Origin of the sequence: Leucobacter viscericola, assembly GCF_011299575.1 — a bacterium.
Classification (GTDB): domain Bacteria; phylum Actinomycetota; class Actinomycetes; order Actinomycetales; family Microbacteriaceae; genus Leucobacter; species Leucobacter viscericola.
The window spans coordinates 2,360,715-2,385,117 of the sequence record NZ_CP049863.1; the positions used below are offsets into that span (position 1 = coordinate 2,360,715).

General features: G+C 63.8%; 18 protein-coding genes. 14 read left to right on the plus strand and 4 right to left on the minus strand.

What is annotated here, in order from left to right:
• The first annotated feature begins 48 nt into the window (after positions 1-48).
• The 4 genes from G7068_RS10340 (at position 49) to G7068_RS10355 (ending at position 3,275) form a co-directional block, all read left to right on the plus strand.
• Positions 49-954, plus strand: a complete 906-nt coding sequence (locus G7068_RS10340) for an ABC transporter ATP-binding protein (RefSeq protein WP_166291780.1) — start codon at positions 49-51, stop codon at positions 952-954.
• On the plus strand, positions 951-2,096 hold the full coding sequence (locus tag G7068_RS10345; RefSeq protein ID WP_166291782.1) for an ABC transporter permease: 1,146 nt from the start codon (positions 951-953) through the stop codon (positions 2,094-2,096). Before G7068_RS10340 ends, G7068_RS10345 begins: the two co-directional genes overlap by 4 nt.
• A 220-nt stretch (positions 2,097-2,316) precedes the next feature.
• Positions 2,317-2,766, plus strand: a complete 450-nt coding sequence (locus tag G7068_RS10350; RefSeq protein WP_166291784.1) for a cytidine deaminase — start codon at positions 2,317-2,319, stop codon at positions 2,764-2,766.
• A gap of 83 nt (positions 2,767-2,849) precedes the next feature.
• On the plus strand, positions 2,850-3,275 hold the full coding sequence (locus G7068_RS10355; RefSeq protein WP_166291786.1) for a DoxX family protein: 426 nt from the start codon (positions 2,850-2,852) through the stop codon (positions 3,273-3,275).
• Positions 3,276-3,308: 33 nt separating this feature from the next.
• On the opposite strand, the gene G7068_RS10360 is transcribed toward G7068_RS10355, so the two are convergent.
• Positions 3,309-3,854, minus strand: coding sequence for a MarR family winged helix-turn-helix transcriptional regulator (locus tag G7068_RS10360; RefSeq protein ID WP_166291789.1), 546 nt, complete (start codon positions 3,852-3,854; stop codon positions 3,309-3,311).
• Positions 3,855-3,942: 88 nt separating this feature from the next.
• Here G7068_RS10360 and G7068_RS10365 point away from each other — a divergent pair, with 88 nt between their 5' ends.
• The 3 genes from G7068_RS10365 (at position 3,943) to G7068_RS10375 (ending at position 10,709) form a co-directional block, all read left to right on the plus strand.
• Positions 3,943-4,254 (plus strand): thiamine-binding protein, encoded by a 312-nt coding sequence (locus G7068_RS10365; protein WP_166291791.1) that lies wholly within the window; start codon positions 3,943-3,945, stop codon positions 4,252-4,254.
• A 130-nt stretch (positions 4,255-4,384) separates the two neighbouring features.
• Positions 4,385-8,764 carry a DUF7507 domain-containing protein gene (locus G7068_RS10370; RefSeq protein ID WP_166291793.1) on the plus strand — a complete coding sequence of 1,460 codons (4,380 nt, stop codon included), beginning with the start codon at positions 4,385-4,387 and terminating at the stop codon, positions 8,762-8,764.
• A gap of 61 nt (positions 8,765-8,825) precedes the next feature.
• Entirely contained in the window at positions 8,826-10,709 is a 1,884-nt protein-coding gene (locus tag G7068_RS10375) for an ABC transporter ATP-binding protein (RefSeq protein ID WP_166291795.1), read from the plus strand.
• Between the two features lie 73 nt (positions 10,710-10,782).
• Here G7068_RS10375 and G7068_RS10380 read toward each other — a convergent pair whose 3' ends face one another.
• Both G7068_RS10380 and G7068_RS10385 read right to left on the minus strand, forming a co-directional pair.
• Positions 10,783-11,196, minus strand: coding sequence for an EVE domain-containing protein (locus tag G7068_RS10380; RefSeq protein WP_166291797.1), 414 nt, complete (start codon positions 11,194-11,196; stop codon positions 10,783-10,785).
• 80 nt (positions 11,197-11,276) lie between these two features.
• Positions 11,277-12,941, minus strand: a complete 1,665-nt coding sequence (locus G7068_RS10385; protein WP_166291799.1) for a SulP family inorganic anion transporter — start codon at positions 12,939-12,941, stop codon at positions 11,277-11,279.
• Between the two features lie 271 nt (positions 12,942-13,212).
• On the opposite strand from G7068_RS10385, the gene G7068_RS10390 reads away from it, so the two are divergent.
• The 6 genes from G7068_RS10390 to G7068_RS10415 are packed head-to-tail and all read left to right on the plus strand — an operon-like array spanning position 13,213 to position 21,080.
• On the plus strand, positions 13,213-13,302 hold the full coding sequence (locus G7068_RS10390; RefSeq protein WP_166291801.1) for a potassium-transporting ATPase subunit F: 90 nt from the start codon (positions 13,213-13,215) through the stop codon (positions 13,300-13,302).
• A complete protein-coding gene (gene kdpA, locus G7068_RS10395) occupies positions 13,302-14,975 on the plus strand; it encodes a potassium-transporting ATPase subunit KdpA (protein WP_166291803.1) in 1,674 nt (557 codons plus the stop codon). Before G7068_RS10390 ends, kdpA begins: the two co-directional genes overlap by 1 nt.
• 2 nt (positions 14,976-14,977) lie before the next feature.
• The gene (gene kdpB / locus G7068_RS10400) at positions 14,978-17,176 is read left to right on the plus strand and encodes a potassium-transporting ATPase subunit KdpB (RefSeq protein ID WP_166291805.1); all 2,199 of its coding nucleotides are present in this window, start codon (positions 14,978-14,980) and stop codon (positions 17,174-17,176) included.
• A gap of 10 nt (positions 17,177-17,186) precedes the next feature.
• A complete protein-coding gene (gene kdpC / locus G7068_RS10405; protein ID WP_166291807.1) occupies positions 17,187-17,798 on the plus strand; it encodes a potassium-transporting ATPase subunit KdpC in 612 nt (203 codons plus the stop codon).
• 2 nt (positions 17,799-17,800) lie between these two features.
• Positions 17,801-20,395: a DUF4118 domain-containing protein gene (locus G7068_RS10410; RefSeq protein WP_166291809.1), complete on the plus strand. Its 2,595-nt coding sequence runs from the start codon at positions 17,801-17,803 to the stop codon at positions 20,393-20,395.
• On the plus strand, positions 20,391-21,080 hold the full coding sequence (locus G7068_RS10415) for a response regulator (protein ID WP_166293119.1): 690 nt from the start codon (positions 20,391-20,393) through the stop codon (positions 21,078-21,080). Before G7068_RS10410 ends, G7068_RS10415 begins: the two co-directional genes overlap by 5 nt.
• A gap of 239 nt (positions 21,081-21,319) precedes the next feature.
• Here G7068_RS10415 and G7068_RS10420 read toward each other — a convergent pair whose 3' ends face one another.
• Positions 21,320-21,892, minus strand: coding sequence for a TetR/AcrR family transcriptional regulator (locus G7068_RS10420; protein ID WP_166291811.1), 573 nt, complete (start codon positions 21,890-21,892; stop codon positions 21,320-21,322).
• Between the two features lie 80 nt (positions 21,893-21,972).
• Between G7068_RS10420 and G7068_RS10425 the strand changes: the two genes are divergently transcribed.
• Positions 21,973-24,372 carry an MMPL family transporter gene (locus tag G7068_RS10425; protein WP_166291813.1) on the plus strand — a complete coding sequence of 800 codons (2,400 nt, stop codon included), beginning with the start codon at positions 21,973-21,975 and terminating at the stop codon, positions 24,370-24,372.
• The last annotated feature ends 31 nt before the right edge of the window (positions 24,373-24,403 follow it).

Genomic DNA, 24,403 nt, shown 5'->3' on the forward strand with positions numbered 1-24,403 from the left:
CGCCATGTCGGTGGTCACCCGTAGCGTTGAGGTAACGAAAGGGGCGAGATGATCGACATCGCAGGAATCTCCCGCAGTTTTGGTAGCCGCACAGTGCTCAACGACGTGAGCTTTAGTGTTGAGAGTGGCCGTATGACCGGCTTCGTGGGAGGCAACGGGGCTGGCAAAACGACCACCATGCGCATTATTCTCGGGGTGCTCTCGGCAGACAAGGGCGAGGTGCGGCTGAACGGCTCACCCGTCACCCAGGCTGACCGTGCACGCTTCGGCTACATGCCCGAAGAGCGTGGCCTCTACCCGAAAATGAAGGTGCTCGAGCAGCTCACCTACCTCGGCCGCTTGCACGGCATGGCTGCAGGATCCGCGAAAGCGTCTGCGACCGCACTGCTTGAGCGACTCGGCCTCGAAGAGCGCATGAACGACACGCTCGAGAGCCTCTCGCTCGGCAACCAGCAGCGCGCCCAGATCGCGGCGGCCCTCGTGCATGAGCCGAGTGCGCTTGTGCTCGATGAGCCGTTCTCGGGCCTCGATCCGATGGCCGTTGAGGTTGTGCTCGCCGTGCTTCGCGACTACGCATCGAAGGGGGCGCCGGTGCTCTTCTCCTCCCACCAGCTCGACATCGTTGAGCGACTGTGTGACGACGTGGTTGTGATCGGCAACGGTCGAATTCTTGCCAAGGGGTCGCGCGAGGCGCTGCGGGCAGAGCACTCGGGGCGCAGCTTCGAGCTCGAGCTTGCGGGAACCGCGGCCGACGCGGGCTGGGTTCGGGATCAGCCCGGTGTGTCAGTCACACACCTCGATGGCGGATTCGCGCGCTTTGACGCCGACACCGACGAGGCGGCCCGTGCCGTGCTGGTGCGAGCAACCTCGGCTGATCCTTCCGTGGCGACGGTGCGCAGCTTCGCGCCCGTCACCCCCTCACTCGCTCAGATTTTCAAGGAGGTCGTGCGATGAGCACACAGACCGAAGTACGTTCGAACCCGGCAGCGGTCTCTGCACCGGGTGGCCCCCGTCCGATGAGTGGCGCGCAGGGTGCGTGGCTCGTCGCCGAGCGCGAGATCACCACCCGCCTGCGCAGCAAAGCCTTCCTTATCTCCACGGGTCTGTTGCTGCTGCTTGTGCTGGGATCGGTGCTGTTCAGCGGTTTCATGGCGAAATCGGGCGGGTTCGGCGACGCGACGAAGGTCGCCGTGGTCGGTTCCTCCGCTGAGGGCTTGAAGGGTGCAGACTACGAGGTGACGGAGGTCGCGGATCGTGCTGCAGCTGAGAAGCTGGTGCGCAATGGCGACGTAGAAGCCGCGATTGTGCCCGGCGGTGAGGGTCCCGTTGACCTCACGGTGATCGCACTCGACAGCGCCCCGATGGACCTGGTGCAGTCGCTCTCGGCCGCACCCTCGGTTGAACTGCTTGACCCCTCTGCGCAGAACCCGTTCCTCGCGTACATCATCGCGATCGGTTTTGGTGTTGTGTTCATGATGAGCGCGATCACCTTCGGTACGACCATCGCGCAGAGTGTGGTGGAAGAGAAGCAGACTCGCATCGTTGAGATCTTGCTTGCCACGGTGACCGCTCGAACGATTCTCGCCGGAAAGATCCTCGGCAACAGCATCCTTGCGCTTGCTCAGGTTGTGGCGATTGCGGCGCTCGCTTCGGTTGGCATGCTCGCGACGGGTCAAGACCTGTTGCTTGGTGAGCTTGGTAACGCACTTATCTGGTTCGGCATCCTGTTTGCCTTCGCCTTTGTGCTCCTCGCCGGGCTCTATGCGGCGCTCGCATCCCTCGTCTCACGCCAGGAAGACATTGGATCGGTCACGAGCCCCGTCATGATGCTCGTGATGCTGCCCTACATTGCCGTCATCATGTTCTACGACAACCCGCAGGCGCTCGCGATCATGAGCTACATCCCGTTCTCGGCACCTGTTGGCATGCCGGTGCGACTGTACCTCGGTGCCGCTGAGTGGTGGGAGCCGATCGTCTCGCTCGGCATCCTCGCCGTCACCATCGCAATTGTGCTCTGGATCGGCGCGCGCATCTACAGCAACTCGATCCTGCGCACGGGTGCCCGCGTGAAGATCGCTGACGCGATCAAGGGGTAGCTGCCCTGCAGGAGGGGCCAGTGAGCGTTCCGCTCACTGGCCCCTTTGCTGTTGCTGCGTGCTGCAACTCTCGGTGTCTAGTTTCGCGCCGGGGTGCCCCCACCCCGCTGAGAAGCTATCAACTCGTCGAGAAGCCATCGTCTAGGGTGGCTTCTCGACGAGTTGGTGGCCTGTCGGCGGGGCAAATGTGGGGGTGGGTCGGGGCCACTACGATTTGGGCATGGATCTTTCTGTCGACTGGGCTGTTCTGCGCGAGGCGTCGCTCGCTGCAGCTCACCAGGCCTATGCGCCTTACTCAGGGTTTGCGGTTGGGTGTGCGGCTCTCGTGGACGATGGCCGTGTGATCTCCGGCTGCAACGTTGAGAACGCGAGTTATGGGGTGACACTCTGCGCGGAGTGCGCCATGATTGGGCAGTTGCACCTTGGGGGAGGTGGCAAGCTCGTGGCCTTTGATTGTGTGGGGGTGCCGAGGAAAGAGGGTGACGCTGAAACTGGAGCGGATACTGAGCGCAGTGCCGATCCTGCCGCACACACCATCACCCCCTGCGGACGGTGCCGCCAACTGCTGTTCGAGGCCGCCGCTCCTGGGCTGCTTCTGAACACTCCCGACGGCGTGCGCACCATCGAGGACTTGCTGCCGCAGGCGTTCGGCCCGGCAGCGATGGCGTAGGCGAAGTGCCTCTCCGCTGTGAATCCCCTACATCTGTCGTGATTTAGTTGTAGGTGAAACTAAATTTCTGTCACGATGCTCACATGAGAAATTTCAATTCATCTGGAATCGCAATTGTCCGAGTCGTTCTGGGTGTCATCATGCTGGCCCACGGCATTCAGAAGTTCGCCGTGTACACCGTCGCCGGGTTTGAGGGTGTGCTGGGTGAGCTCGGTGTGCCGTTTGCCGGTCTGCTCGCGTACGCCGTTCCGATTGTTGAGGTTGGCGCGGGTGTGCTGCTGATCCTGGGCCTGTTCACGCGCGTCGCCGGAGTGCTGACAGTCGGCGTCGGGCTCGCGGCGCTGTTCACCATGCACATCGCAAACGGACTGTTTGTTGACGACGGTGGTTACGAACTCGTGCTGCTGATCGCGGCTGCGGGCGCGGGTGTGGCACTGCTCGGTGGCGGGCGATTCTCGCTCGATGCAGTTGTGCCGTTTGGCAAGAAGCCGGTGGCGCAGACTGCGTAACGAAGAAGCGGCGCAGATGTTCTGCCCGGTCGACTACCGCGAGGGGTCGGCCGGGCAGTCTTGTTTGGGTGGAGCAGGATCCGCCGCGCAATCAGAGACCGACTCTGCCTCGGCATCGGTGGCGCTGAATCGGTGCCCTGGATCAAGTTTGGCGAGGATCGTGTAGGTGATTTCAGCAAGGGCCGAGGTGCCCGCGGAACCGAGCTCGTCAAAGATGAGGGTGCGCAGGGCGGCATCGTAAAGCGGTCGAACGCTGAGAAAAACTCGCTCACCCTCAGCGGTCAGCTCGGCGTTGGTCGCCCTGCCATCGTGCGGGCACGCGACTCGAACGATCAGGCCCTTACGCTCAAGCCCACTGACCACGCGAGACAGCCGGGGGAGCGTGGCGTTGGTGCGTGTTGCCAGCGCGCTGAGCTGAAGTCTGCTGTCGTCGGCCTCGTAGAGCGCTTCCAGCAGGGTGTATTCGAACGAGTGGATCCCGGAGTCGGCAAGGTGGCGGTCCAGGGTAGTGGGCAGCAGTTCGATGAGTGCCCGCAATCGCGCGATCGCTACCCGTTCCCCGTGCGACAACTCGCTCATGGCCTCATTATAGGAGGGTGCCGAGGCGCTCCTGATCCCGAGCCGACTACGCTGTGATGCAAAGCCCCTCGATCTGAAAGGCAACCTAATGATTCTTGCGTTCTCTGTTGCGCCAATGGGAGGCGAAAACGCCGATGGTTCTGTGAGCGAGGCCGTTGCCGCCGCGATTCGAGTGGTGCGCGACTCCGGTCTGCCGCACCGCACCTCGAGCATGTTCACCGAGATCGAGGGCGAATGGGACGAGGTGTTTGACGTGGTCAAGCGCGCGACCGAGGCGGTGCTGCCGTTTGGATCGCGGGTTTCACTCGTCATGAAGGCCGACATTCGCCCCGGGTTCGAGAACGAGCTCGACGCAAAGCTTGAACGGCTTGAGCGGGCGGTTGAGCGGTCGGGCGACTAACCACGTTCGTCGAACCCCAGCTCACCCCCTTGCCCCCGTTCCCCACAAAATGCGACACTGTACCAACAGTTGGTAAGGTGTGGCGGGGGGAAGCCGCCGCAACTTATTCCTAGGGGGAACTGGGAGTGGTATGCGCGCTGCAACGACGGCGGAAAAATGGATGCGGGCGTTTGTAGCGCTCGCAATTGCAGTTGCTGGAACCCTCATCGGCGCGGCCCCGGCAAGCGCAGCACCGACCCCGCAGGGATGTAACTATGCGGCGGCTGGCCAGGGCACCTATGCCAGAACGCTGTGCTGGATCGACATGACCGCCTACTCTGACGCGGCCGCCGGTGTGGGCAACGGCCAGCAGATGGTGTTGAATCTGCCGGGCGGCTACACGATGACCTACACGATCCAGCGCAGCGGCCGACAGATGTCGTCGTCACCACTTCCGCTGATCCCGAGCGCCTACATTGGCACCGGCGGTCACTACGGAGGTGTCGCCGGACGACCGGGCCTCTACCAGGTCAATCGTGCGGTCGATCCCTCAACCAGCACCACGCTGCAGATGACCGACATCCGCATGCGCGACGTGAACGGCAACCCCGTGACGGCGTTCTCCATCGTTGGTGTCGACGTCGAACAGACAACGACCGGTGAGACTGACACCTGGACCTCCGATAAGCCGATGAACCAGATCATTCCGAAGGGTAACTCCTGCCCGCAGACGTTCACGGGTGTCGGCACAACAACGGTGGTGTGCGCCTCGAATGACACTCTCACACGCACCGGTACGGCCATGCTCGCGGCCGAGAACCCCACGTTCATGGGCCAGCGCATGCAGAACGCGACGCAGGGTGTGCAGGGTGTGGCCTACGCCGTGCTGCTGCCAAAGGTGGAGCTGAAGAAGGTGGTCGACGGGCGCATCGATCCGAACGATGCGTTCTCCCTCTCGGTCGCCACCCAGGGCGGCAGCGTGCTCGCGACGGGGACCACGGGCACAACAGCCACCGGCACGACGGGTGAGGTTGAGACCATTGGCACTACAAAGGGCGACCCGTTTACCCTCGCCGAAACCTCCGCGCCCGGCAGCCTCTCGGGGTACATCACGAGCTGGGCCTGTACACGCGACGGCAAAGCTGATCCGAGCCTGCCGACGGGCCAGGTTGGATCCTCGGCGACCGTCGCCCCGGCAATCGGCGAGCTGATCTCGTGCACCATCACCAATACCGCCAAAGAGGTGGGGCTCACCCTGCAAAAAACCGCGGGCACTCCCGTGGACGTTAATGGCAACGGGATCACCGATGCGGGAGACACGATCGGATACACCTTCACGGTCACCAACACCGGCGTGCTGCCGATGGAGAACGTCGTGGTGAATGATCCTCTGCTCGGATCCGTGACGTGCCCGACCGGGCCGCTTGCCGCGGGGGCGACGAGGGAGTGCGCGGGCTCGAGCGACTACACGATCACTGCGGCAGACGTGTCGAGAGGTACGGTGCTCAACGTAGCCGTTGCGACCGGCACCCCCACCGGCTCCAGCGCAACAATCACCTCGAACACCTCCTCGACCTCAACTCCGGTAACGGCCGCGGCGCCAGCCCTGCAGCTGGTGAAGTCGGCGTTCGTCAATTTCATTTCGCGGGCTGGTGACTCCTACATCTACGACTTCGAGGTCACAAACACGGGCAACGTGCCGGTCTCTGACATCGTCATCAACGAGGTTTCTTTTTCGGGTTCGGGATCAGCGCCGGCCATCTCTTGCCCCACAACCTCGTTGGCGCCGACCCAGGCAATGAATTGCCGGGCCACCTACACGGCCACTCAGGCGGATGTTGACCGCGGCTCCGTCACCAACACGGCGACCGCGAGCGGAACAGCGAACGGTCCGGTGGTGTCTGACCCCTCATCGGTGGAGGTCTTGGCGAACCAGGATGCCTCGCTGCAGCTGACCAAATCAGCTGACCCCAGCGATTCGGCCTCGTTTGTGGTGGGCCAGGGAATCTCCTACACCTTTGTGGTGACGAACTCGGGCAACATCACCGTCAACGATCTTGCGATCGAAGAGCTCGCGTTTACGGGAAGTGGTCCCATCGGTCCGATCGTCTGCGACCCAGGTGCTGATTCTCTCGAGCCGGGTCACCAGCTCGTGTGCCACACCAATTACGTGCTGACGCAGCAAGACGTTGACGCGGGGACACTCAAGAACAGCGCTGTCGCGCTCGGCACGCTGCCCGACGGTGATCCGATCACATCGCCGGAGGCATCCGTGGATCTTCCGGCCGATCAGCTGCCGGCCCTGCAGCTCGAAAAGTTTGCGGATCCCACGACCGTGAACGCAGCCGGCGCGACCGTAAATTACCGCTTTGTTGTGACGAACACCGGCAACGTCACGGTGAACACGGTTGCGGTCGCTGAGACGCAGTTCAGTGGATCCGGGCCTGCTCCCACGATTGATTGCTCAGCGGGCCCGACCACACTGGTGCCGGGAGAAACGCTGACCTGCACGGCGAGCTACGTGACTACCGTCGCCGATGTGAACGCCGGTACGCTCACGAACACGGCAACGGCCTCCGCTATAGCGCCCTCTGGCGCCGGAGTTGATGCACCGCCCTCAACGGCGACGGTTGACATAGCGCCAATTCGGTCGCTTTCGCTCGTGAAATCGGCATCGCCGACCGTGGTGTCTGCCGCGGGCGACTCCGTTGACTACTCCTTCCTCGTGACCAATACGGGAACGGTCACGCTGAGCAACATCACCGTTGCCGAGACCGCATTTTCAGGATCGGGCACGGCGCCAGTAGTGAGTTGCCCCGCGGGGGCGGCGTCGCTCGCTCCGAACGACTCCGTCACCTGCACGGCCTCCTACGCCATTACCCAGGCGGATATTGATGCGGGGTCGGTTGACAACACCGCGGTCGCCTCGGGTACGGCGCCCGCTGGCGGGGGAACAATTACTTCCGACCCCTCAACGGCGACCGTCACGGCCGGGGCTACCCCGAACCTCACGATCATTAAGACCGCCGACGTCGGTACCGTTTCTGCGGTCGGTGACATCATCGAGTACTCGTTTGAGATAACGAACACGGGCAACGTGACCCTGCACGACGTTCGTGTGGTCGAGGGAATCTTCACGGGTGTGGGCGTGAGGAGCGCACCGAGCTGCCCCACCTCAACACTTGCACCCGGTGAGAGCGTTACCTGCACCTCGACCGTTGCCGTGCAGCAGCGCGATCTCGACGCAGGTCGAGTCAGTAATACGGCCTCTGCCTCTGGGGTGCCGCCGGCGGGAGGGGATCCCAAAATCTCACCACCGTCGACCGTCATCGTGCCGGTTGTCGCCTCACCCGCGCTTGAGCTTGTGAAGTCGGTTTCTCCCGCGGCGGTCACACAGGTGGGTGACACGGTGCAGTATTCCTTCGTCGTGACCAACACCGGTAACGTCACACTCTCCGGCGTCGAAATCGCTGAGGGAGCGTTCTCGGGGAGCGGGCCGGTTCCGGTGGTGACTTGCCCCTCGACGCAGCTTGCTCCGCAGTCGTCTTTGACCTGTACAGCGTCTTATCGGGCGACTCAGAGTGATGTAGACAACGGAACCGTCACGAACTCCGCAATCGCGCTCGGTACACCGCCGGGCGGGGGCGCGGCTGTCGAGAGTCCAGAATCCGAGGCGACGTTTGCTTCGATTGCGACCCCCGCGCTGTCAGTGGTGAAGACGGCTGACAAACCCAGGTATGGCGAGGGCGATACGATCCACTATTCGTTCCTCGTGACAAACACGGGCAACACCACACTCGCTGGTGTCGCCGTTGACGAGATCAACTTCAACGGTTCGGGCCCGATCCCGAATGTGACCTGCCCCGCAGTGGCGACCCTAGCTCCCGGAAAGGCGCTCACGTGCACCGCGGATTATCGGGCCACGGCGCGAGATGCCGCCACGGCGCATCTCGATAACGTTGCAACGGCAAGGGGCAGCAGCACGAGTGCGGCACGAACGCCAGTCGTGTCGGATCCCTCGGCGGCTGTTGTAACCGCGGACCCGCCCGCCGTGGGCGCGGCGCTCAGCCTGACGAAGTTTGTCGACCCGGCGCAGCTCACGGAGTTCAAACCCGGCACCGTGCTGAACTATCGATTTGTGGTCGCGAACACCGGAGACGTTGCGGTGAACAGCATCACGATCGAGGAGACCTCGTTTAGCGGTTCGGGCGCCCGGCCGGTGGCCAGTTGCCCCAGTTCGCCGGCGATCCTGAACCCCGGTGAGAGTGTTGTCTGCACCGCGAGTTACGTGCTCACGGAGCAGGATTCTGGCGCGCAGCGGATCGAGAACACAGCGATCGCGCACGGTTTCGACGGAGACGGTGTGTCCGTTGATTCCGCAGCTTCGACCGCGGTTCTGAAACTGGTGCCTGCCATGCCGGTGACCGGGTTTGGCGCGACTGACTGGCTGCTGGCGGCGGTTTTGCTGGGGCTCGGTGGCGGGGTGCTTGCCGTCCGCGCCGCACGGAGGAGATCCGCGCTGAGCGCATAACTGCCTACGCCTTCAGCGTACGCAGCCGCAAATGTCTGAGGGCAGGACTATCCTGCGAACTATGAGCATGGCGGGTGGTGTACGAGGCGGGCGAGGCTCCCGCGTGTCTGGTGGCGACACCAAACTGCAGCGCGAGATGAACAAAGAGGCGCCTGAGATCCCAAGACTGGGAGGCAGGATCGCCGAGCTCTTCCAGCCCTATCGTGGTCGGCTGGTGGTCATCGTTGTGCTGGTGCTTATCTCAGCGGCACTCGGCATTGTGCCCCCGCTGCTCACCGAGAGGGTGTTTGACGACGGGCTGTTCCCGCCGAGTGGTGCCCCGAACATGACCGTGCTCGCCTGGCTGGTGGGTGGCATGATTTTTGCCTACGTGCTCTCCAGTGGGCTCGGCATCGTGCAGACCCTGTTTACAGCCCGCGTTGGCAACCGGGTCATGGGAGACTTGCGGATCCGGCTCTTTGAGCACCTGCAGTCGATGGAACTGGGGTTCTTTTCCCGCACGAAGACCGGTGTGATCCAGTCCCGCCTGCAGAACGACGTCGGTGGGGTCGCAAACGTGCTCACCAACACGGTGTCGAACGTGATCGGGAACACCGTCAACGTGATTGCGGCCGTTGTTGCGATGCTGCTGTTGAGCTGGCAGTTGACGCTGATCGCGCTCGTGCTGATGCCCGTGATTGTGTTCGCGCAGCGCCGGGTGGGTCAGGTGCGCGCGAAAATTGCCGGTCGCACCCAGGAGTCACTGTCAGAGATGACCGCGATCACACAAGAGACACTCTCGATCTCGGGGGTGCTGCTCGCGAAGACCTTTTCGAGGCAACAAGCAGAGACCGAGCGCTACTCGGGGGAGAACGACACCCAGATCGAACTGCAGGTGCGGCAGACCATGAGCGGTCAGGTGTTCTTCGCGCTCGTGAGTGTGTTCATGTCTGCGATTCCAGCGATCGTGTATTTGGTGTCTGGCTGGCTGATCTCGGGGGCGCAGGGATCGGGATTTGATCCCGGCATCACCGCGGGCACGATCGTGGCGTTCACCACGGTGCAGTCTCGGCTGTTGTTCCCGCTGATGGCGCTGATGCGTGTTGCGCTCGATCTGCAGACCTCACGCGCACTGTTCGCCCGCATCTTTGAGTACCTCGACCTGAAGCCCACGATCGTCGATCTGCCCGATGCGCGTACGCCCTCGATGGAGCAGTCACACGACGGCAGCGTTGAGTTTGAAGAGGTCACTTTCCGTTACCCCGACGCCAGTTCTGACGAGCCGCCCACACTCGACCGAGTGTCGTTCAGCGTTGCGCCCGGCGAGTTCGTCGCGTTTGTGGGGGCGTCAGGATCAGGCAAGACCACCATCGGCTCGCTCGTTCCCAGGCTCTACGACGCGACCTCGGGTGTCGTGCGCTACGGCGGCGACGACGTGCGCGAGCTGCGGCAGGGTGAACTGATGGATCGGATCGGGGTGGTTACGCAGGAGGCCTACCTGTTCCACGCCTCGATCGCCGCGAATCTGCGCTACGCCAAACCCGATGCGACCGATGCTGAGTTGGAGGCCGCGGCACGGCTCGCGAACATTCACGACACCATCGAATCGTTTGCTGACGGCTACGACACGATCGTTGGTGAGCGCGGTTACCGGCTTTCCGGCGGTGAAAAGCAGCGGATCGCGATCGCGCGGGTGCTGCTGAAAAACCCGCGAGTGCTGGTGCTCGACGAGGCGACGAGTGCCCTCGACACCGTGAATGAGCGCATCGTGCAGCGGGCCCTGGACGGTGCACGTAGCGGCCGCACGACAATCGCGATTGCGCACCGGCTCTCAACCATCTTCGAGGCGGACCGCATCTACGTGGTCGGCGGGGGCCGCATTCTTGAGCAGGGCACCCACGCAGAGCTGCTGGCCCGTGAGGGCGCCTACGCGACGCTCTTTGAGCAGCAGCACCGTGCTGGGTGACGGGTTGTCAGGCTTGCCACTCGTGTTCTGAAGGGCTCCAGGTGGTGCCTGTGACCCCGCGCTCACTGGCCAGTCATGCTCCCATGGCTTCGCGTAAGATCGCGATGTCGTGTGCATCGAGCGGCACGAGTCCACGACGCAATTGATACCCCCAGTTTGGCCCACTCGTGAGATGAAGTAAGGGTTTTACCTCCGCGAGGGGAACGGCCCGCGTTTCCAAATATTCCGCTCGCCGCCGGAACGGCTTGAAGCAACCCTCGTCGGATTGCCAGATCTCGCCGTCCTCGATCTTCGCGAACGCGGTGAACATGCGTAGTGGTGTCGTGTCACCGAGCTCTTCAACCGAGGAGTAGTAGATGAATGGGTCCCCGGGGTTCATTCGGGCGAGCGGCGCACGCTTTCCGTGGTTGACCTGCACTATCCCAAGGGAGTGCGCACGGCGCACATGCGCCGCTGACACGACCCCGAGCCAGCCGTTCTGAGCCATAAAACACCATCTTTCCAATTACTAAGCGCACTTAGTATAAGTGGATCGATGAAGCAGTGCAAACCCCTTGTTGCGGAGGGCTATGTGAGGTCCGCTGACCGCGCAATGTGCGACCTCGCGTGCGCGAGCGCGGGATCGAGGTCGCTGAAGAGGTGATTGGGGTGCCGCAGCGCATCGATGGCCCCGAGCTTCTGCAGCATAGGGCGGTGCTCAGGGCGAATCCCCTTCAGCAGCACCGTGACTCCACGCTGTTCGAGGGCACCCACAAGCTCAGAGAGTGCATTCGCCCCGGTGGCATCGATGAACTGCAATGCGGAAAGCTGCAGGATCACCACCTCTACACCCGGTTCGTTGGTGATTTCGTCGACGAGGCGATCGGCGGCACCAAAGAAGAGCGACCCCTCGATCTGGAAGAGTGCGATGCGCTCGTCGCCGGGTTCGGGATCGCCGGGCAGTTCTCGACGGTGAGCGCCGCTCAGGCGGCTGAGCGCGCGCAGCGCGAAGAAGGCGGCAACTGCGAGGCCGATAAAGACCGCGATAACCAGGTCGAAGGCGACAGTAACAAACAGGGTGATCGCAAACACGGCCGTGCTTGAGCGGCCGGAGCGCCCAACCCGCTTCATGGTCGAGAGTGACACCATGCGAGCCGCGGTCATCATGAGCACCCCGGAGAGCGCGGCGAGCGGTACCTGCGCTACGACGGACGCCGCCGCGAGCACCACCAGCATCAACACGAGCGAGTGGATAACGGACGAGAGTCGTGTCTTGGCTCCGCTGCGCACGTTGACCGCGGTGCGTGCGATGGCGCCCGTTGCGGGCATGCCCCCGAAGAGCCCCGACGCGAGTGACGCGAGCCCCTGACCAACGAGCTCGCGATCCGCGTTGACCTGCCCGGTGTCTGCAAGCGTGGCGGCGACTCGCGCCGACAGCAGCGACTCGATGGCGGCGAGTGCGGCGACCGCAAGGGCGGGGCCGGTGAGGCTCGCGAGCAACTCCGGGCTCAGCGCCGGGAGTGAGGGGGCCGGGAGCGACTGGGGCAGCGCGCCGATCGTGTCGAGGGGCAGCTGCGTCAGCACAGCAATGAGCGACACAACAACAATGGCAATGAAGGAGGCAGGCAGAGCGGCGCTGATCCTGCCCGACAGCAACATGATCGCGGCAACCGCAAGTACCGCCCCGATTGGCAGCAGGGCTCCGGGCCAGCTCGCCTCACCGATTGACTGGAACGCTGCGACAACGGCGTTGGTGGAGTGGCCCGTGCCCTCAACCCCAACCGCGGCGGGCACCTGCTGCAAGAAGATGATGACCCCGATGCCCGCGGTAAATCCCTCGATCACCGGCCACGGAATGTAGCTCACCGCTCGGCCGAGCCGCACGATCCCCGCTGCCAACACGATGATCCCCGCCATAATGCTGACGACGGCAACCGCGCCAACTCCGTGCGCCGCCACAATCGGAGCGAGCACCACAACCATCGCCCCGGTTGGGCCGGAGACCTGCACGTTGGATCCACCAAACACCGCAGCAACGAGCCCCGCGACAATCGCTGTGATGAGCCCGGCTTCGGCTCCCGCGCCCGAGCTGACCCCGAAGGCGAGAGCGAGCGGCAGCGCGACGATCCCGACCGTCAGACCCGCAACGAGATCTGCCCGCCAGCTTTTGCGCAGCCCGCGATAGTCCGCCCGTGAGGGCAAGAGAGTTCGTAGCTGGGAGAGCGCGTGACCCTTCCGCAAATTGGCCCGCATACCTCCACCCTACGAGATGCCGAGAATTCTCGCGGATCGGGCAAGACCGTAGGGATCCCGTTAGCGTTCGATGTCTGACCGTATGGATACCGTTAGGATCCCTCAAACCCTCCCCGCGGAGGACTAAACCTGATCTTGCACCCCCAAGGGTGCCCGGTGAAAACCGGCGAGTGGCATCGGAGAGATTCAAAGTGTTCGACATCCTGGTTGTAGTTGGCGTGATCGCCCTGTTTGCTGCCATCGGCCTGCTGGCTAAGGCGGTGGAGAAGCTGTGATCGTCTTCGAAATCATCGCGGGTGTGCTCGGGATCGGCGCGCTCGTTTACCTGGTGATCGCCCTCGTGAAGCCGGAGAAGTTCTGATGGCTTGGCTTCTTGCGCTGCTCTCATATGCCACGGTCGCCCTGATTATTGCGGTCATCTACCGCCCGCTCGGCGACTACCTGGCCTGGGTCTACACCTCGGGCAAAGACTGGTGGATCGAGCGCGGCTTCTACAGGCTCATCGGTGTTGACTCGAAGGCGGAGCAAACCTGGCGAGCCTATCTGCGGGGTGTGCTTGCCTTTTCGGCGGTTGGCCTGCTGCTCGTTTACACACTGCAGCGGGTGCAGGAGTGGCTGCCGTACTCCCTTGGCCTGAAGGCACCCTCGCCCGATCTGGCTTTCAACACGGCCGCCTCGTTCGTCGGTAACACGAACTGGCAGTCGTACTCGCCCGAGACCACCCTCGGCTACACGGTGCAGTTCGCCGGGCTCGCCGTGCAGAACTTCGTTTCGGCGGCCGTTGGGCTAGCGATCGCGATCGCGCTCGTGCGTGGCTTCGCGCTGCGCCGATCCGGCACCATCGGCAACTTCTGGGTCGATCTGACCCGCGGCACCGTGCGTGTGCTGCTGCCGTTGGCCACACTCGCCGCGATTGTGCTCATCGTCGGCGGCGTGATCCAAAACTTCAACGGCTTCTCCGACGTCACGACGCTGGCGGGAGGATCGCAGGCGATTCCGGGCGGACCCGTCGCCTCGCAGGAGGCTATCAAACTGCTCGGCACCAACGGTGGCGGTTTCTTCAACGCGAACTCGGCGCACCCGTTCGAAAACTCGACCGCGCTCACCAACCTGTTCCAGGTGGTGCTCATGCTCGCGATCCCGTTCTCGCTGCCGCGCACTCTCGGCAAGATGATCGGTGATAATCGCCAGGGCTACGCGATCCTCGGTGTCATGGCGACGCTCTACACGGCGTCGTTTGTGATCCTCACGGCCCTCGAATCAGCCGGCGGTGGCGCAGCCCCGCAGCTCGCGGGCGCCGCCATGGAGGGCAAAGAAGCGCGCTTCGGCATTCTCGGTTCAACCCTCTTCGCAGCGACCAGCACCGGCACGTCGACCGGCGCGGTTAACTCGATGCACGACTCGTACACGGCACTCGGTGGCATGATGCCGATGCTCAACATGATGCTCGGTGAGGTTTCGCCGGGCGGGGTCGGCTCGGGGCTGTACGCGATCCTGATCCTCGCCGTCATTACGGTGTTCATCGCGGGTCTGCTGATCGGCCGCACCCCCGAGTACCTGGGCAAAAAGCTCGGGCCGAAGGAGATCAAGCTTGCGGCGCTCACGATCCTCGTCTCGCCAACGCTGGTGCTTGGCGGGACCGCTCTGAGCTTCGCGCTGCCCGGGGTGCGCGAGCAGCTTGAACAGGTGTCGATTCTCAACCCCGGTATCCACGGCATGAGCGAGGTGTTGTACGCCTTCACCTCGGCGGCGAACAACAACGGTTCCGCGTTTGCCGGGCTCACCGCCAACACCCCCTGGCTGAATGTCGTGCTCGGCGTGATCATCTTGCTTGGGCGGTTCCTGCCGATTGTGTTTGTGCTGGCGCTCGCCGGGTCGCTCGCGGCTCAGGATCGTGTGCCCATCACCGCCGGCACACTGCCAACGCACGGCCCGCTGTTTGTCGGACTGCTCACCGTGGTCACCGTTCTGGTGAGCGCACTCACGTTCTTTCCCGTTCTGGCGCTGGCTCCACTGGCTGAAGGGCTGCTGTAATCATGTCTCTCACTACTGTTCCGAACACCGAGGCCGAGCACGCTGTGCAGGCTGAGGCGGCCGAGCATCACCACCACGAAAAACCCGCTTCTCGCGGTCTCTCGTGGTCGCAGATTCGCGCGGCGCTGCCGGGTGCGTTCCGCAAGCTCAACCCGCGCGAGCAACTGCGCAACCCCGTCATGTTCATCGTCTGGGTCGGCGCGGTGCTCACGACGCTGCTCGCGATCGCGGAGCCGTTTCTGGGAGGCCCGGCCGAGTCGGGTGGCACGACGGTGCCCGGATCATTCACGGCCGCGATCGCGATCTGGCTGTGGCTGACCGTGCTATTCGCCAACCTCGCCGAGTCGGTCGCCGAGGGGCGAGGCAAGGCGCAGGCGGAGAGCCTGCGGAAGACACGCACGAGCACGATCGCCAACCGGGTCGACGGCTACGACGAAAAGGCCGATCCCGCGGCCGAGCACGCGACCATCACCAGCATCGCCTCGTCTGAGCTGGGCTTGGGCGACATCGCCGTAGTGTCAGCGGGCGAGCTGATCCCGGGCGATGGTGACATCGTGTGGGGCATCGCCTCGGTTGACGAGTCCGCGATCACGGGTGAGTCAGCGCCGGTCGTGCGCGAGTCGGGTGGTGATCGCTCGGCGGTAACCGGCGGCACGCGGGTGCTCTCGGACCGCATCGTGGTGAGGATCACCTCAAAGCCGGGGGAGACCTTCGTCGATCGCATGATCTCGCTCGTGGAGGGTGCGGCGCGGCAGAAGACGCCCAACGAAATCGCCCTCAATATCTTGCTGGCCAGCCTGTCGATCATCTTTGTTGTGGTCGTGCTGACACTCAACCCGATTGCCTCGTACGCGGCGGCACCAGTGAGTGTGCCGGTACTCGTCGCCCTGCTTGTCTGCCTGATCCCGACCACTATCGGCGCACTGCTGAGCGCCATCGGCATCGCGGGCATGGATCGTCTCGTGCAGCGCAACGTGCTCGCGATGTCGGGCCGCGCGGTTGAGGCGGCGGGCGACGTGACCACACTGCTGCTCGACAAGACCGGCACGATTACGTACGGCAACCGCCGGGCGAGCGATTTTTTGGAGCTGACCGGGGTGGACCGCGAGGAGCTGATCCGCACCGCCGCGCTGTCATCACTCGCTGACCCGACACCCGAAGGGATGTCGATCGTGGAGCTCGCCGAAGCGCTGATTGCGCAGGGCAGCGGTGAAGCGATTGACCACAACACAAGCGGCGAGATCGTGCCCTTCACCGCGCAGACGCGCATGTCGGGGTTGGATCTGCCCGACGGTACCGAGATTCGTAAGGGCGCAGGATCGGCGGTGGCCGCCTGGCTCGAGGCCGACGGGCAGGCGCCGTCTGCCGTTTTGGCTGCCGAGCTCCAGGAGAAGATCGCCCGTGTCTCGCAGAGTGGTGGCACCCCACTCACGGTCGCGGTGAAGGACCCGGCAGGCAGGGGCCGGGTGCTCGGGGTTGTGCACCTGAAAGACGTGGTGAAAGAGGGCCTGCGCGAGAAGTTCGTCGAGATGCGCGCCATGGGTATTCGCACCGTGATGGTGACGGGCGACAACGCACTCACCGCCGCGGCGATCGCTGAGGAGGCTGGGGTCGACGACTTCATCGCCGAGGCGACCCCCGAAGACAAACTCGCCTACATTCGCAAGGAGCAGGAGGGCGGCAACCTCGTTGCCATGACGGGCGACGGCACCAACGACGCCCCCGCCCTTGCGCAGGCCGATGTGGGTGTCGCGATGAACTCCGGCACCTCGGCGGCGAAGGAGGCGGGCAACATGGTCGACCTCGACTCAGACCCGTCGAAGCTGCTTGAGATCGTGCGCATCGGCAAACAGCTGCTCATCACGCGCGGATCGCTCACCACTTTCTCGATCGCCAACGACCTTGCGAAATACTTCGCGATTGTGCCCGCGATGTTCATGGGGGTCTTTCCGCAGCTTGCCGCACTCAACCTCATGGGGCTCCATTCCCCGGCCTCGGCGGAACTCTCGGCGATCATCTACAACGCGGTTGTGATTGTGTTTCTGATCCCGCTCGCCCTGCGCGGCGTGAAGTACCGCCCGGGCGATGCCTCCAGCATTCTGCGCCGCAACCTGCTGGTCTTTGGCCTCGGCGGCGTCATCACTCCATTCATTGGCATCTGGTTGATCGACCTTGTCGTTCGACTGATCCCGGGATTCTAAGGAACACACCATGAACACCTCAATGCGCTCGACCAGCCGAACCCTGTGGGTCGCCGTTCGTGCGGTGGTGCTGTTCACCATCGTGCTTGGGATCGCCTACACCTTCGTGTTGACGGGCATCGGCCAGCTGCTACTGCCCGCCCAGGCGAACGGCTCGCTGGTGCACGATCAGTCGGGTGCGGCTGTCGGATCCTCGCTTATCGGCCAGAGTTTTACCGATGCTGACGGTGCGCCGATCCCGAAGTACTTCCAATCGCGGCCGTCGGCAAACGACTACGACGGCCAGGCCTCGGGCGGCACCAATCTCGGCCCGGAGAACCCGAAACTGGTTGCGGCCATTCAAGAGCGCAAGACAATGATCGCCGAATTGGAGGGTGTGCCCGAGAGTAAGGTGCCCGCCGATGCCGTCACCGCGTCTGCCTCTGGGCTTGATCCCGACATCAGCCCCGAATATGCCGCGATTCAGGTCAGCCGAGTCGCTGAGGCGCGCGGCATTACAGCCGAGCAGGTGCGTGAGTTGGTAGATGCGCACACCGCGGGCCGGAATCTTGGATACTTGGGAGAGCCAACAGTAAACGTGCTGGAGTTAAACCTTGCACTTGACGAGCTGACAGAGGGGTAAACGTGTCGAAACGCGGGCGGCTGCGAGTGCTGCTCGGCGCTGCCCCCGGCGTCGGTAAGACCTACGCGATGCTCGAAGAGGGGCGTCGTCTCGTCGGCGAGGGCAAAGACGTCGCGATTGCGATTGTCGAGACCCACGGCCGCGCGGCGACCGCGGCAATGACCGCGGGACTTGAGCGCTTGCCCATGCGCACCCACGGCCACCGCGGCATCGAGCTCGATGAGATGGACCTCGAAGCCGTGCTCAAGCGGCACCCGCAACTCGCACTCGTTGACGAGCTCGCACACACAAACGCACCCGGCACCCGCAACGAAAAGCGCTGGCAAGACGTGGAGGAGATGCTCGAGGCGGGCATCAACGTCATCACCACGGTCAATATTCAGCACATCGAATCGCTCAACGACGTCGTCGAGCGCATCACCGGCATCCCGCAGCGCGAAACCGTACCCGATGAGGTGCTGCGCAGCGCTGACCAGGTCGAGGTAATTGACCTCGCCCCGCAGGCCCTGCGCGATCGACTCTCCGACGGTTACGTGTACCCCGCCGAGCGCATCGACGCCGCGCTCTCCAACTACTTTCGCCTGGGCAACCTCACCGCCCTGCGTGAGCTCGCGCTGATCTGGCTCGCCGACGAGGTCGACCAGGCGCTCCTGCGCTACCGTTCCGAGCACAAGATCGACAAGACCTGGGAGGCGAGGGAGCGGGTGGTGGTCACCCTCGCGGGTGGACTCGAGGGTGAGACACTGCTGCGGCGAGCGGCGAGGATCGCGTCCCGATCCTCGGGTGGCGAGTTGATCGCGGTTCACATCATTAGCCCGGATGGCCTTCGTGGCAACGATCCGGCAGCGATCGCCCAACAGCGAAGTGTGGTCGAGCAGCTCGGCGGCACGTTCCACCAGGTCACGGGCGAAGACGTGCCCACCGCCCTGGTCGAGTTCGCTCGTTCGGTCAATGCAACACAGCTCGTGCTCGGCGTGAGCCGCCGCAGCCGACTCTCCGCGCTGCTCACGGGCCCCGGGATCGGCGCCACCGTGATCCGCGAGGCCGGCGACATCGACGTACACATCGTGAATCACGAGGCGGCAGGCGGGGGAAGCCTGCTGCCGAAGATCGGCGGAGCGCTGTCTCCGAAGCGCCGCATCGCGGGTTTTCTGCTCGCACTCGCGGGTGGTCCGCTGCTGACCTGGGCGCTGAAGGTGATGCACGTGCCCGAGTCGATCACCTCCGAGGTGCTGAGCTACCAGCTGCTCGTGGTGATTGTCGCGCTCGTCGGCGGGATCTGGCCCGCAGTCTTCGCCGCGTTGCTCTCCGGCTTAACTCTTGATTACTTCTTCGTAGATCCGCACCACACCATCACGATCAACGAGCCGAGGCACCTTGTTGCGATCCTGCTCTACGTCACGATTGCGATCATCGTGAGTTTTGTGGTCGATCGCGCCGCGCGCCAGACGCGTGTTGCTCGCCGGGCGGCGGCTGAGTCCGATCTGCTGCAGACAGTTGCGGGGAGTGTGCTGCGCGGGGATGAAGCGATCCCGGCACTGGTTGAGCGCACGCGGGAGTCCTTCGGGCTCGACTATGTGCGACTGATGGAGCAGGACCGAGTGCTTGCTGAGTCGGGCGGGCCGAGCGAATCCGGTGGGATCACCGATGGCGCGGGTGATCCCGAACCCGATTCGGCCGCAATCGTTGACGGCCCTGCCGTGCCTGCGGCCCTCCCCACCAACGTTGTGGAGCTTGAAGACGGCGCGTCTCTTGAAATGTACGGCCCCGAACTGCAGGCTTCCGAGCGACGCCTGCTCGCGGTCATCGCTGCACAGATCAACGCGGCGCTTGAACACAGCGATCTTGAAGATGCGGCCAGTGAGGTCGAACCGCTCGCCGCGAGTGACCGCGTGCGCAGCGCACTGCTCTCCGCGCTGAGCCACGATCTCAGGCGACCCCTCGCGAGTGCAGCCGCTGCCGTCGGTGGTTTGCGCGCCGCCGGTGGTGCCATGAGCGAGCAGGATCGCAAGGAGCTTCTGGCCACCGCCGATGAGAGCCTGCAGGCCCTCGCAAAGCTCGTCACTGACCTGCTCGATGTGAGCCGATTGCAGGCCGGGGTGCTGGGTATCACCCTCATGCCGGTGGACTGCTCGGGGGCCATCGCGACCGCGCTTGACGAACTTGAGTATGGGCCTGACCAGGTTGAGATCTCGCTCGACGCAGACGTGCCGGCGGTCGCGGCCGATCCTGTGCTGCTGCAACGGGTCATCGTCAACCTTCTGCTGAATGCCTCTCGGCACAGTCCACCAGACAAGCGACCGCGCATCACCACGAGTGAGTTCGACCACGTGGTTGAGATTCGCATCATTGACCACGGGCCAGGGATTCCGCCGGAGCGACGCGACGACGCGTTTGTGCCCTTCCAGCGCCTAGGCGACACCGACAATTCGACCGGTCTCGGGTTGGGGCTGGCGCTCTCGAAGGGTTTTATCGAGGGGATGGGTGGACAATTGCAGCCAGAGGATACCCCGGGAGGGGGTCTCACGATGGTGATCGCGCTGCCCGAAGCCTTGGGAGAGTCGGCCGCAGAACGGGGTGACGGAGCAGATGATTAAGATCTTGATCGCGGATGATGATCCGCAGATTCTGCGTGCACTGAGCATCACCCTCACCGCAAAGGGCTACGAGGTGTTCACCGCCCAGGACGGCGCGGCAGCGGTGTCGGCCGCCGTTGATCACCAGCCCGACCTCTATCTGCTCGACCTCGGTATGCCAAAAATGGACGGCATGACGGTGATTCAGGGGATCCGGGGGTGGACGGCCGCGCCGATCCTTGTTGTGTCCGGCCGCACCGGAGCCGCCGACAAGGTTGAAGCGCTTGATGTTGGAGCCGACGACTACGTGACCAAGCCGTTCTCGATCGAGGAGCTGCTTGCGCGCATCCGCGCGCTGACGCGGCGTGCGCCGCAGCACGAGCCGGACCCCGTGGTGGCCTTCGGTGAGGTGTCGGTTGACCTCGCCTCCCACAGCGTCACGCGCACCAGCGGTGGTGAAACGCACAACGTGAGGCTGACCCCTACCGAGTGGCACGTGCTTGAGCTGCTGCTGCGTAACCCGGGCAAACTCGTGACGCGGCAGACCCTGCTCTCGAGCATCTGGGGCACGGAGCACGTGAGTGACTCGGGGTATCTGCGGTTGTACATCGCCCAGCTGCGCAAGAAACTCGAGCGGAACCCGAGTGACCCGGTGCACATCTTGACCGAAGCCGGGATGGGGTATCGGCTGCAGCTTGAGGGCTGACCTCGGCCCCCGGGGCCTGCCCCACTCCCGGGATCCGCTCCACCACCCCCCCCGGGATCCGCTCCACACCCCCGGATTTGGGGTCAGTTTCTGGCACTAAAACGCCGTTTAGTACCAGAAACTGACCCCAAAACTGGGGCTTGGGCTGGAAGTTGGGACTGGGGCTGGAGGTTGGGCGGCTGGGACCAAAACCGGGACTAGAGGTCGGGCTGAGGCTGGGGCCGGACCCACGTGCAGGATCAGGCGGGCAGCAGCAGGATGGCGAGGTTCTTCGCGAAACCGTTGTCGAACCCCGCTCCGCGCAGGTCTCGCACCACGAGCGCGCCCATGAGCGCGTCTCCGAGCTCGGCGAGTGGCGTGTCTGCCGGGAGTTGGTCGGCCTCGATCGCCGCGGTGAAGCGCTCGCCGAGCATCTCCCACATGCCAAGGCGCTCATTGAGGTGGGTCGCGACTTCGGTGTTCTCAGTGGCCGCGATCAGCAGCGAACGGAGCAGACCCGAGTTTCCCGGACTCCCCAGAAACCCGATGATGTTCTCAAGCCAGCGAATCACGTCGGCACGCAGGTCGCCCGAGTCCTCGGGCACAAAAAATTCGGTGAGCAGCATCCGCTCGGCGAGGCACTCGGCCACGAGGGCGCTGCGCGACGGCCACCAGCGGTAAATGGTCTGTTTGCTCACGCGGGCGTCTGCGGCGACACCCTCGATTGTGAGCTGGTCGTAGCCGTTTTCGAGCACACGCGCCGAGGTCGCCTGCAGGATCGCGATCCGCGCTTGTTCATTTCGTTTTGGCCCGCGACGCCCCACCTCGGTCATGTTCAGCATGTTACATTGACGAATTGCTAGACGCAACGTATCGTATTGTTTGTTTCAATTCCATAGTGGAGGAGTGCCGAGTGGCCGAGCTGTTATTTCGTGTGGGTCGATGGTCGGCAAATCACGGCTGGAGAGTGATCGGCGCGTGGGTGGTTATTCTCGCGCTCGCCGTAGGTGGGTTTATTGCCGGGTTCGGATCCCTTGCGAACAGCTTCGATATTCCGGGCACCGCCTCCTCCAAGGTGATCGACGAGCTGCAGGAGAAACTGCCTGACTTCAGCGGCGCCTCAGGGCTCGTCGTGATCCACACCGACAACGGCAAGCCGTTCTCCGCCGAGCAAAAGGCCGAGTACGCCAAGATCATCTCGGAGGCGACGGGCGACCTTCCCGACGTCACCTCCGTGGTTGATCCCTTCGCGAGCGAAAAGCAGCGGGCGGATCAGCAGGCCAAGATTGAAAATGGCCGTGCTCAGATCGAGCAGGGCCGCACTCAAATCGAGCAGGGCCAGGCTCAGCTCGACGCGGCAAAACAGATGCTGCCTGCGGATCAGCTCGCGGCCCAGCAGCAGAAGCTCGACGACAGCCTCGCAGAGCTTGAAGCGCAGAGCACCCAACTCGAAAACGGCGCAGAGCTGCTGAAGCTCGCGAGTGACGTAAAGCTCGTCTCGGAGGACGGCTCGGTCGCGGTCATCAACGTCGCCTTCAATGAGCCCCGGCTTGAGCTCTCGGAAGACGCGAAGCAGTCGGTCATCGATTACTTCGACAAGCACGGCGTCGACGGAATCAGCGTTGACTACTCCACGGACATCGCGCAGAGTGTGCCCGCGCTGTTTGGCCCGGCCGAGGCAATCGGTCTTGTCATCGCCGCCGTTGTGCTGCTGGTCATGCTGGGCTCGGTTATTGCGGCCGCGCTGCCGCTCGTCACCGCGATTACCGGTGTGGCGATTGGTGTGCTCGCCTCGCTCGCGTTCTCGGGAATACTGCAGATGGCCTCGATCACGCCGGTCTTGGGTGTGATGCTCGGCCTCGCCGTCGGTATCGACTACTCGTTGTTCATCGTGAACCGCCACCGCAGGCAGCTCGCGCAGGGCATGGCGGTCAAAGACTCCATCGCGCTCGCAAACGGCACCGCCGGCAACGCCGTGTTGTTCGCCGGGGCCACGGTGATCGTGGCGCTTGTCGCGCTCAACGTCACAGGGGTGTCGTTCCTCGGAGTAATGGGAACCGTGGGCGCCGTGTGTATCGCGATCGCGGTTGTGATTGCCGTCACGCTGACCCCCGCCCTGCTGGGACTGATTGGCATGCGTGTGCTGGGTCGGCGATCCCGCACCCGCTTGGAGGCCAAGGCCACCGGCGGCGCCAAAGCGAAGCCGATGAACACCGTGCGCGCGATCCTCACCATCGTTGCCACCGCGGTCGTACTGCTGCTCGTTGCGGCACCGGTGTTGTCGATGCGACTGGGGCTGCCGGATGGCGGTTCTGAGCCCAAGGACTCCACCACCAATAACGCCTACGAAATCAGCGCGGACGCCTTCGGTGAGGGCACCAACGCAACGCTGCTCGCAACGGTGAAGCTGCCCGCTGGCCTCAGCGAGCAAGACACGACGGCGACACAGCTCGAGGTGGCAAAGGCCATCGACGGCCTGGACGACGTGAAGGCGGTCGTGCCGATCGCGGTGTCAGACGACGGCACCCTTGCCGCGTTCCAGGTGAAGCCCGCCGAGGGCCCGAATGCCGAGTCGACGGAGAAGCTCGTTCACGCGCTTCGCGATCCCGACGTGCTCGAAGGCACGAGCCTCAAGGGCGCCGAGTTGGGTGTGGCTGGTCAGGCCGCGATCAACATCGACATCTCGCAGAAGCTCGCTGATGTGTTGCCGCTCTACCTGTCCGTTGTTATCGGGCTGTCGCTGCTGATCATGATCCTCGTGTTCCGCTCGCTTCTCGTGCCGCTTGTCGCGACGGTCGGGTTTGTGCTGTCGCTCTTTGCGACCTATGGAGCGCTCGTTGCGGTGTTCCAGTGGGGCTGGCTGGGCGAGCTGTTCGGGATCACCACGCCTGGCCCAATCCTCAGCTTCTTGCCGGTGATTCTGGTCGGGATCCTCTTCGGACTCGCCATGGATTACCAGCTGTTCCTGGCGAGCGGCATGCGCGAGGCATACGTGCACGGGTCTTCCGCGCGACTTGCCGTTGCGCAGGGCTTCAAGGCGGGTCGCTCCGTGGTTATTGCGGCCGCGCTGATTATGGTCTCGGTGTTCGGCGGCTTCGTGTTTACGGAGTCGATGATGATCCGCTCGGTCGGCTTTGGCCTCGCGGTTGGTGTGCTGCTCGATGCATTCATCGTGCGCTTGCTGCTGATGCCCGCGCTCATGCACCTGCTGGGCAAGTCGGCCTGGTGGCTGCCGAAGTGGCTCGACCGCCTGCTGCCGAACGTCGACGTTGAGGGCGCTTCGCTCGAGCGCACGCACGGGCTGCACGAGTAAGGCCGCTGGCGTCCACGATTTGCGGGTCAGT

What these genes read in the sequence shown, in the direction of transcription:
- G7068_RS10340 (WP_166291780.1), top strand. Translation starts at nt 49, where the DNA reads ATGATCGACATCGCAGGAATCTCCCGCAGTTTTGGTAGCCGCACAGTG.
- G7068_RS10345 (WP_166291782.1), top strand. Translation starts at nt 951, where the DNA reads ATGAGCACACAGACCGAAGTACGTTCGAACCCGGCAGCGGTCTCTGCA.
- G7068_RS10350 (WP_166291784.1), top strand. Translation starts at nt 2,317, where the DNA reads ATGGATCTTTCTGTCGACTGGGCTGTTCTGCGCGAGGCGTCGCTCGCT.
- G7068_RS10355 (WP_166291786.1), top strand. Translation starts at nt 2,850, where the DNA reads ATGAGAAATTTCAATTCATCTGGAATCGCAATTGTCCGAGTCGTTCTG.
- G7068_RS10360 (WP_166291789.1), bottom strand. Translation starts at nt 3,854, where the DNA reads ATGAGCGAGTTGTCGCACGGGGAACGGGTAGCGATCGCGCGATTGCGG.
- G7068_RS10365 (WP_166291791.1), top strand. Translation starts at nt 3,943, where the DNA reads ATGATTCTTGCGTTCTCTGTTGCGCCAATGGGAGGCGAAAACGCCGAT.
- G7068_RS10370 (WP_166291793.1), top strand. Translation starts at nt 4,385, where the DNA reads ATGCGCGCTGCAACGACGGCGGAAAAATGGATGCGGGCGTTTGTAGCG.
- G7068_RS10375 (WP_166291795.1), top strand. Translation starts at nt 8,826, where the DNA reads ATGAGCATGGCGGGTGGTGTACGAGGCGGGCGAGGCTCCCGCGTGTCT.
- G7068_RS10380 (WP_166291797.1), bottom strand. Translation starts at nt 11,196, where the DNA reads ATGGCTCAGAACGGCTGGCTCGGGGTCGTGTCAGCGGCGCATGTGCGC.
- G7068_RS10385 (WP_166291799.1), bottom strand. Translation starts at nt 12,941, where the DNA reads ATGCGGGCCAATTTGCGGAAGGGTCACGCGCTCTCCCAGCTACGAACT.
- kdpA (WP_166291803.1), top strand. Translation starts at nt 13,302, where the DNA reads ATGGCTTGGCTTCTTGCGCTGCTCTCATATGCCACGGTCGCCCTGATT.
- kdpB (WP_166291805.1), top strand. Translation starts at nt 14,978, where the DNA reads ATGTCTCTCACTACTGTTCCGAACACCGAGGCCGAGCACGCTGTGCAG.
- kdpC (WP_166291807.1), top strand. Translation starts at nt 17,187, where the DNA reads ATGAACACCTCAATGCGCTCGACCAGCCGAACCCTGTGGGTCGCCGTT.
- G7068_RS10420 (WP_166291811.1), bottom strand. Translation starts at nt 21,892, where the DNA reads ATGACCGAGGTGGGGCGTCGCGGGCCAAAACGAAATGAACAAGCGCGG.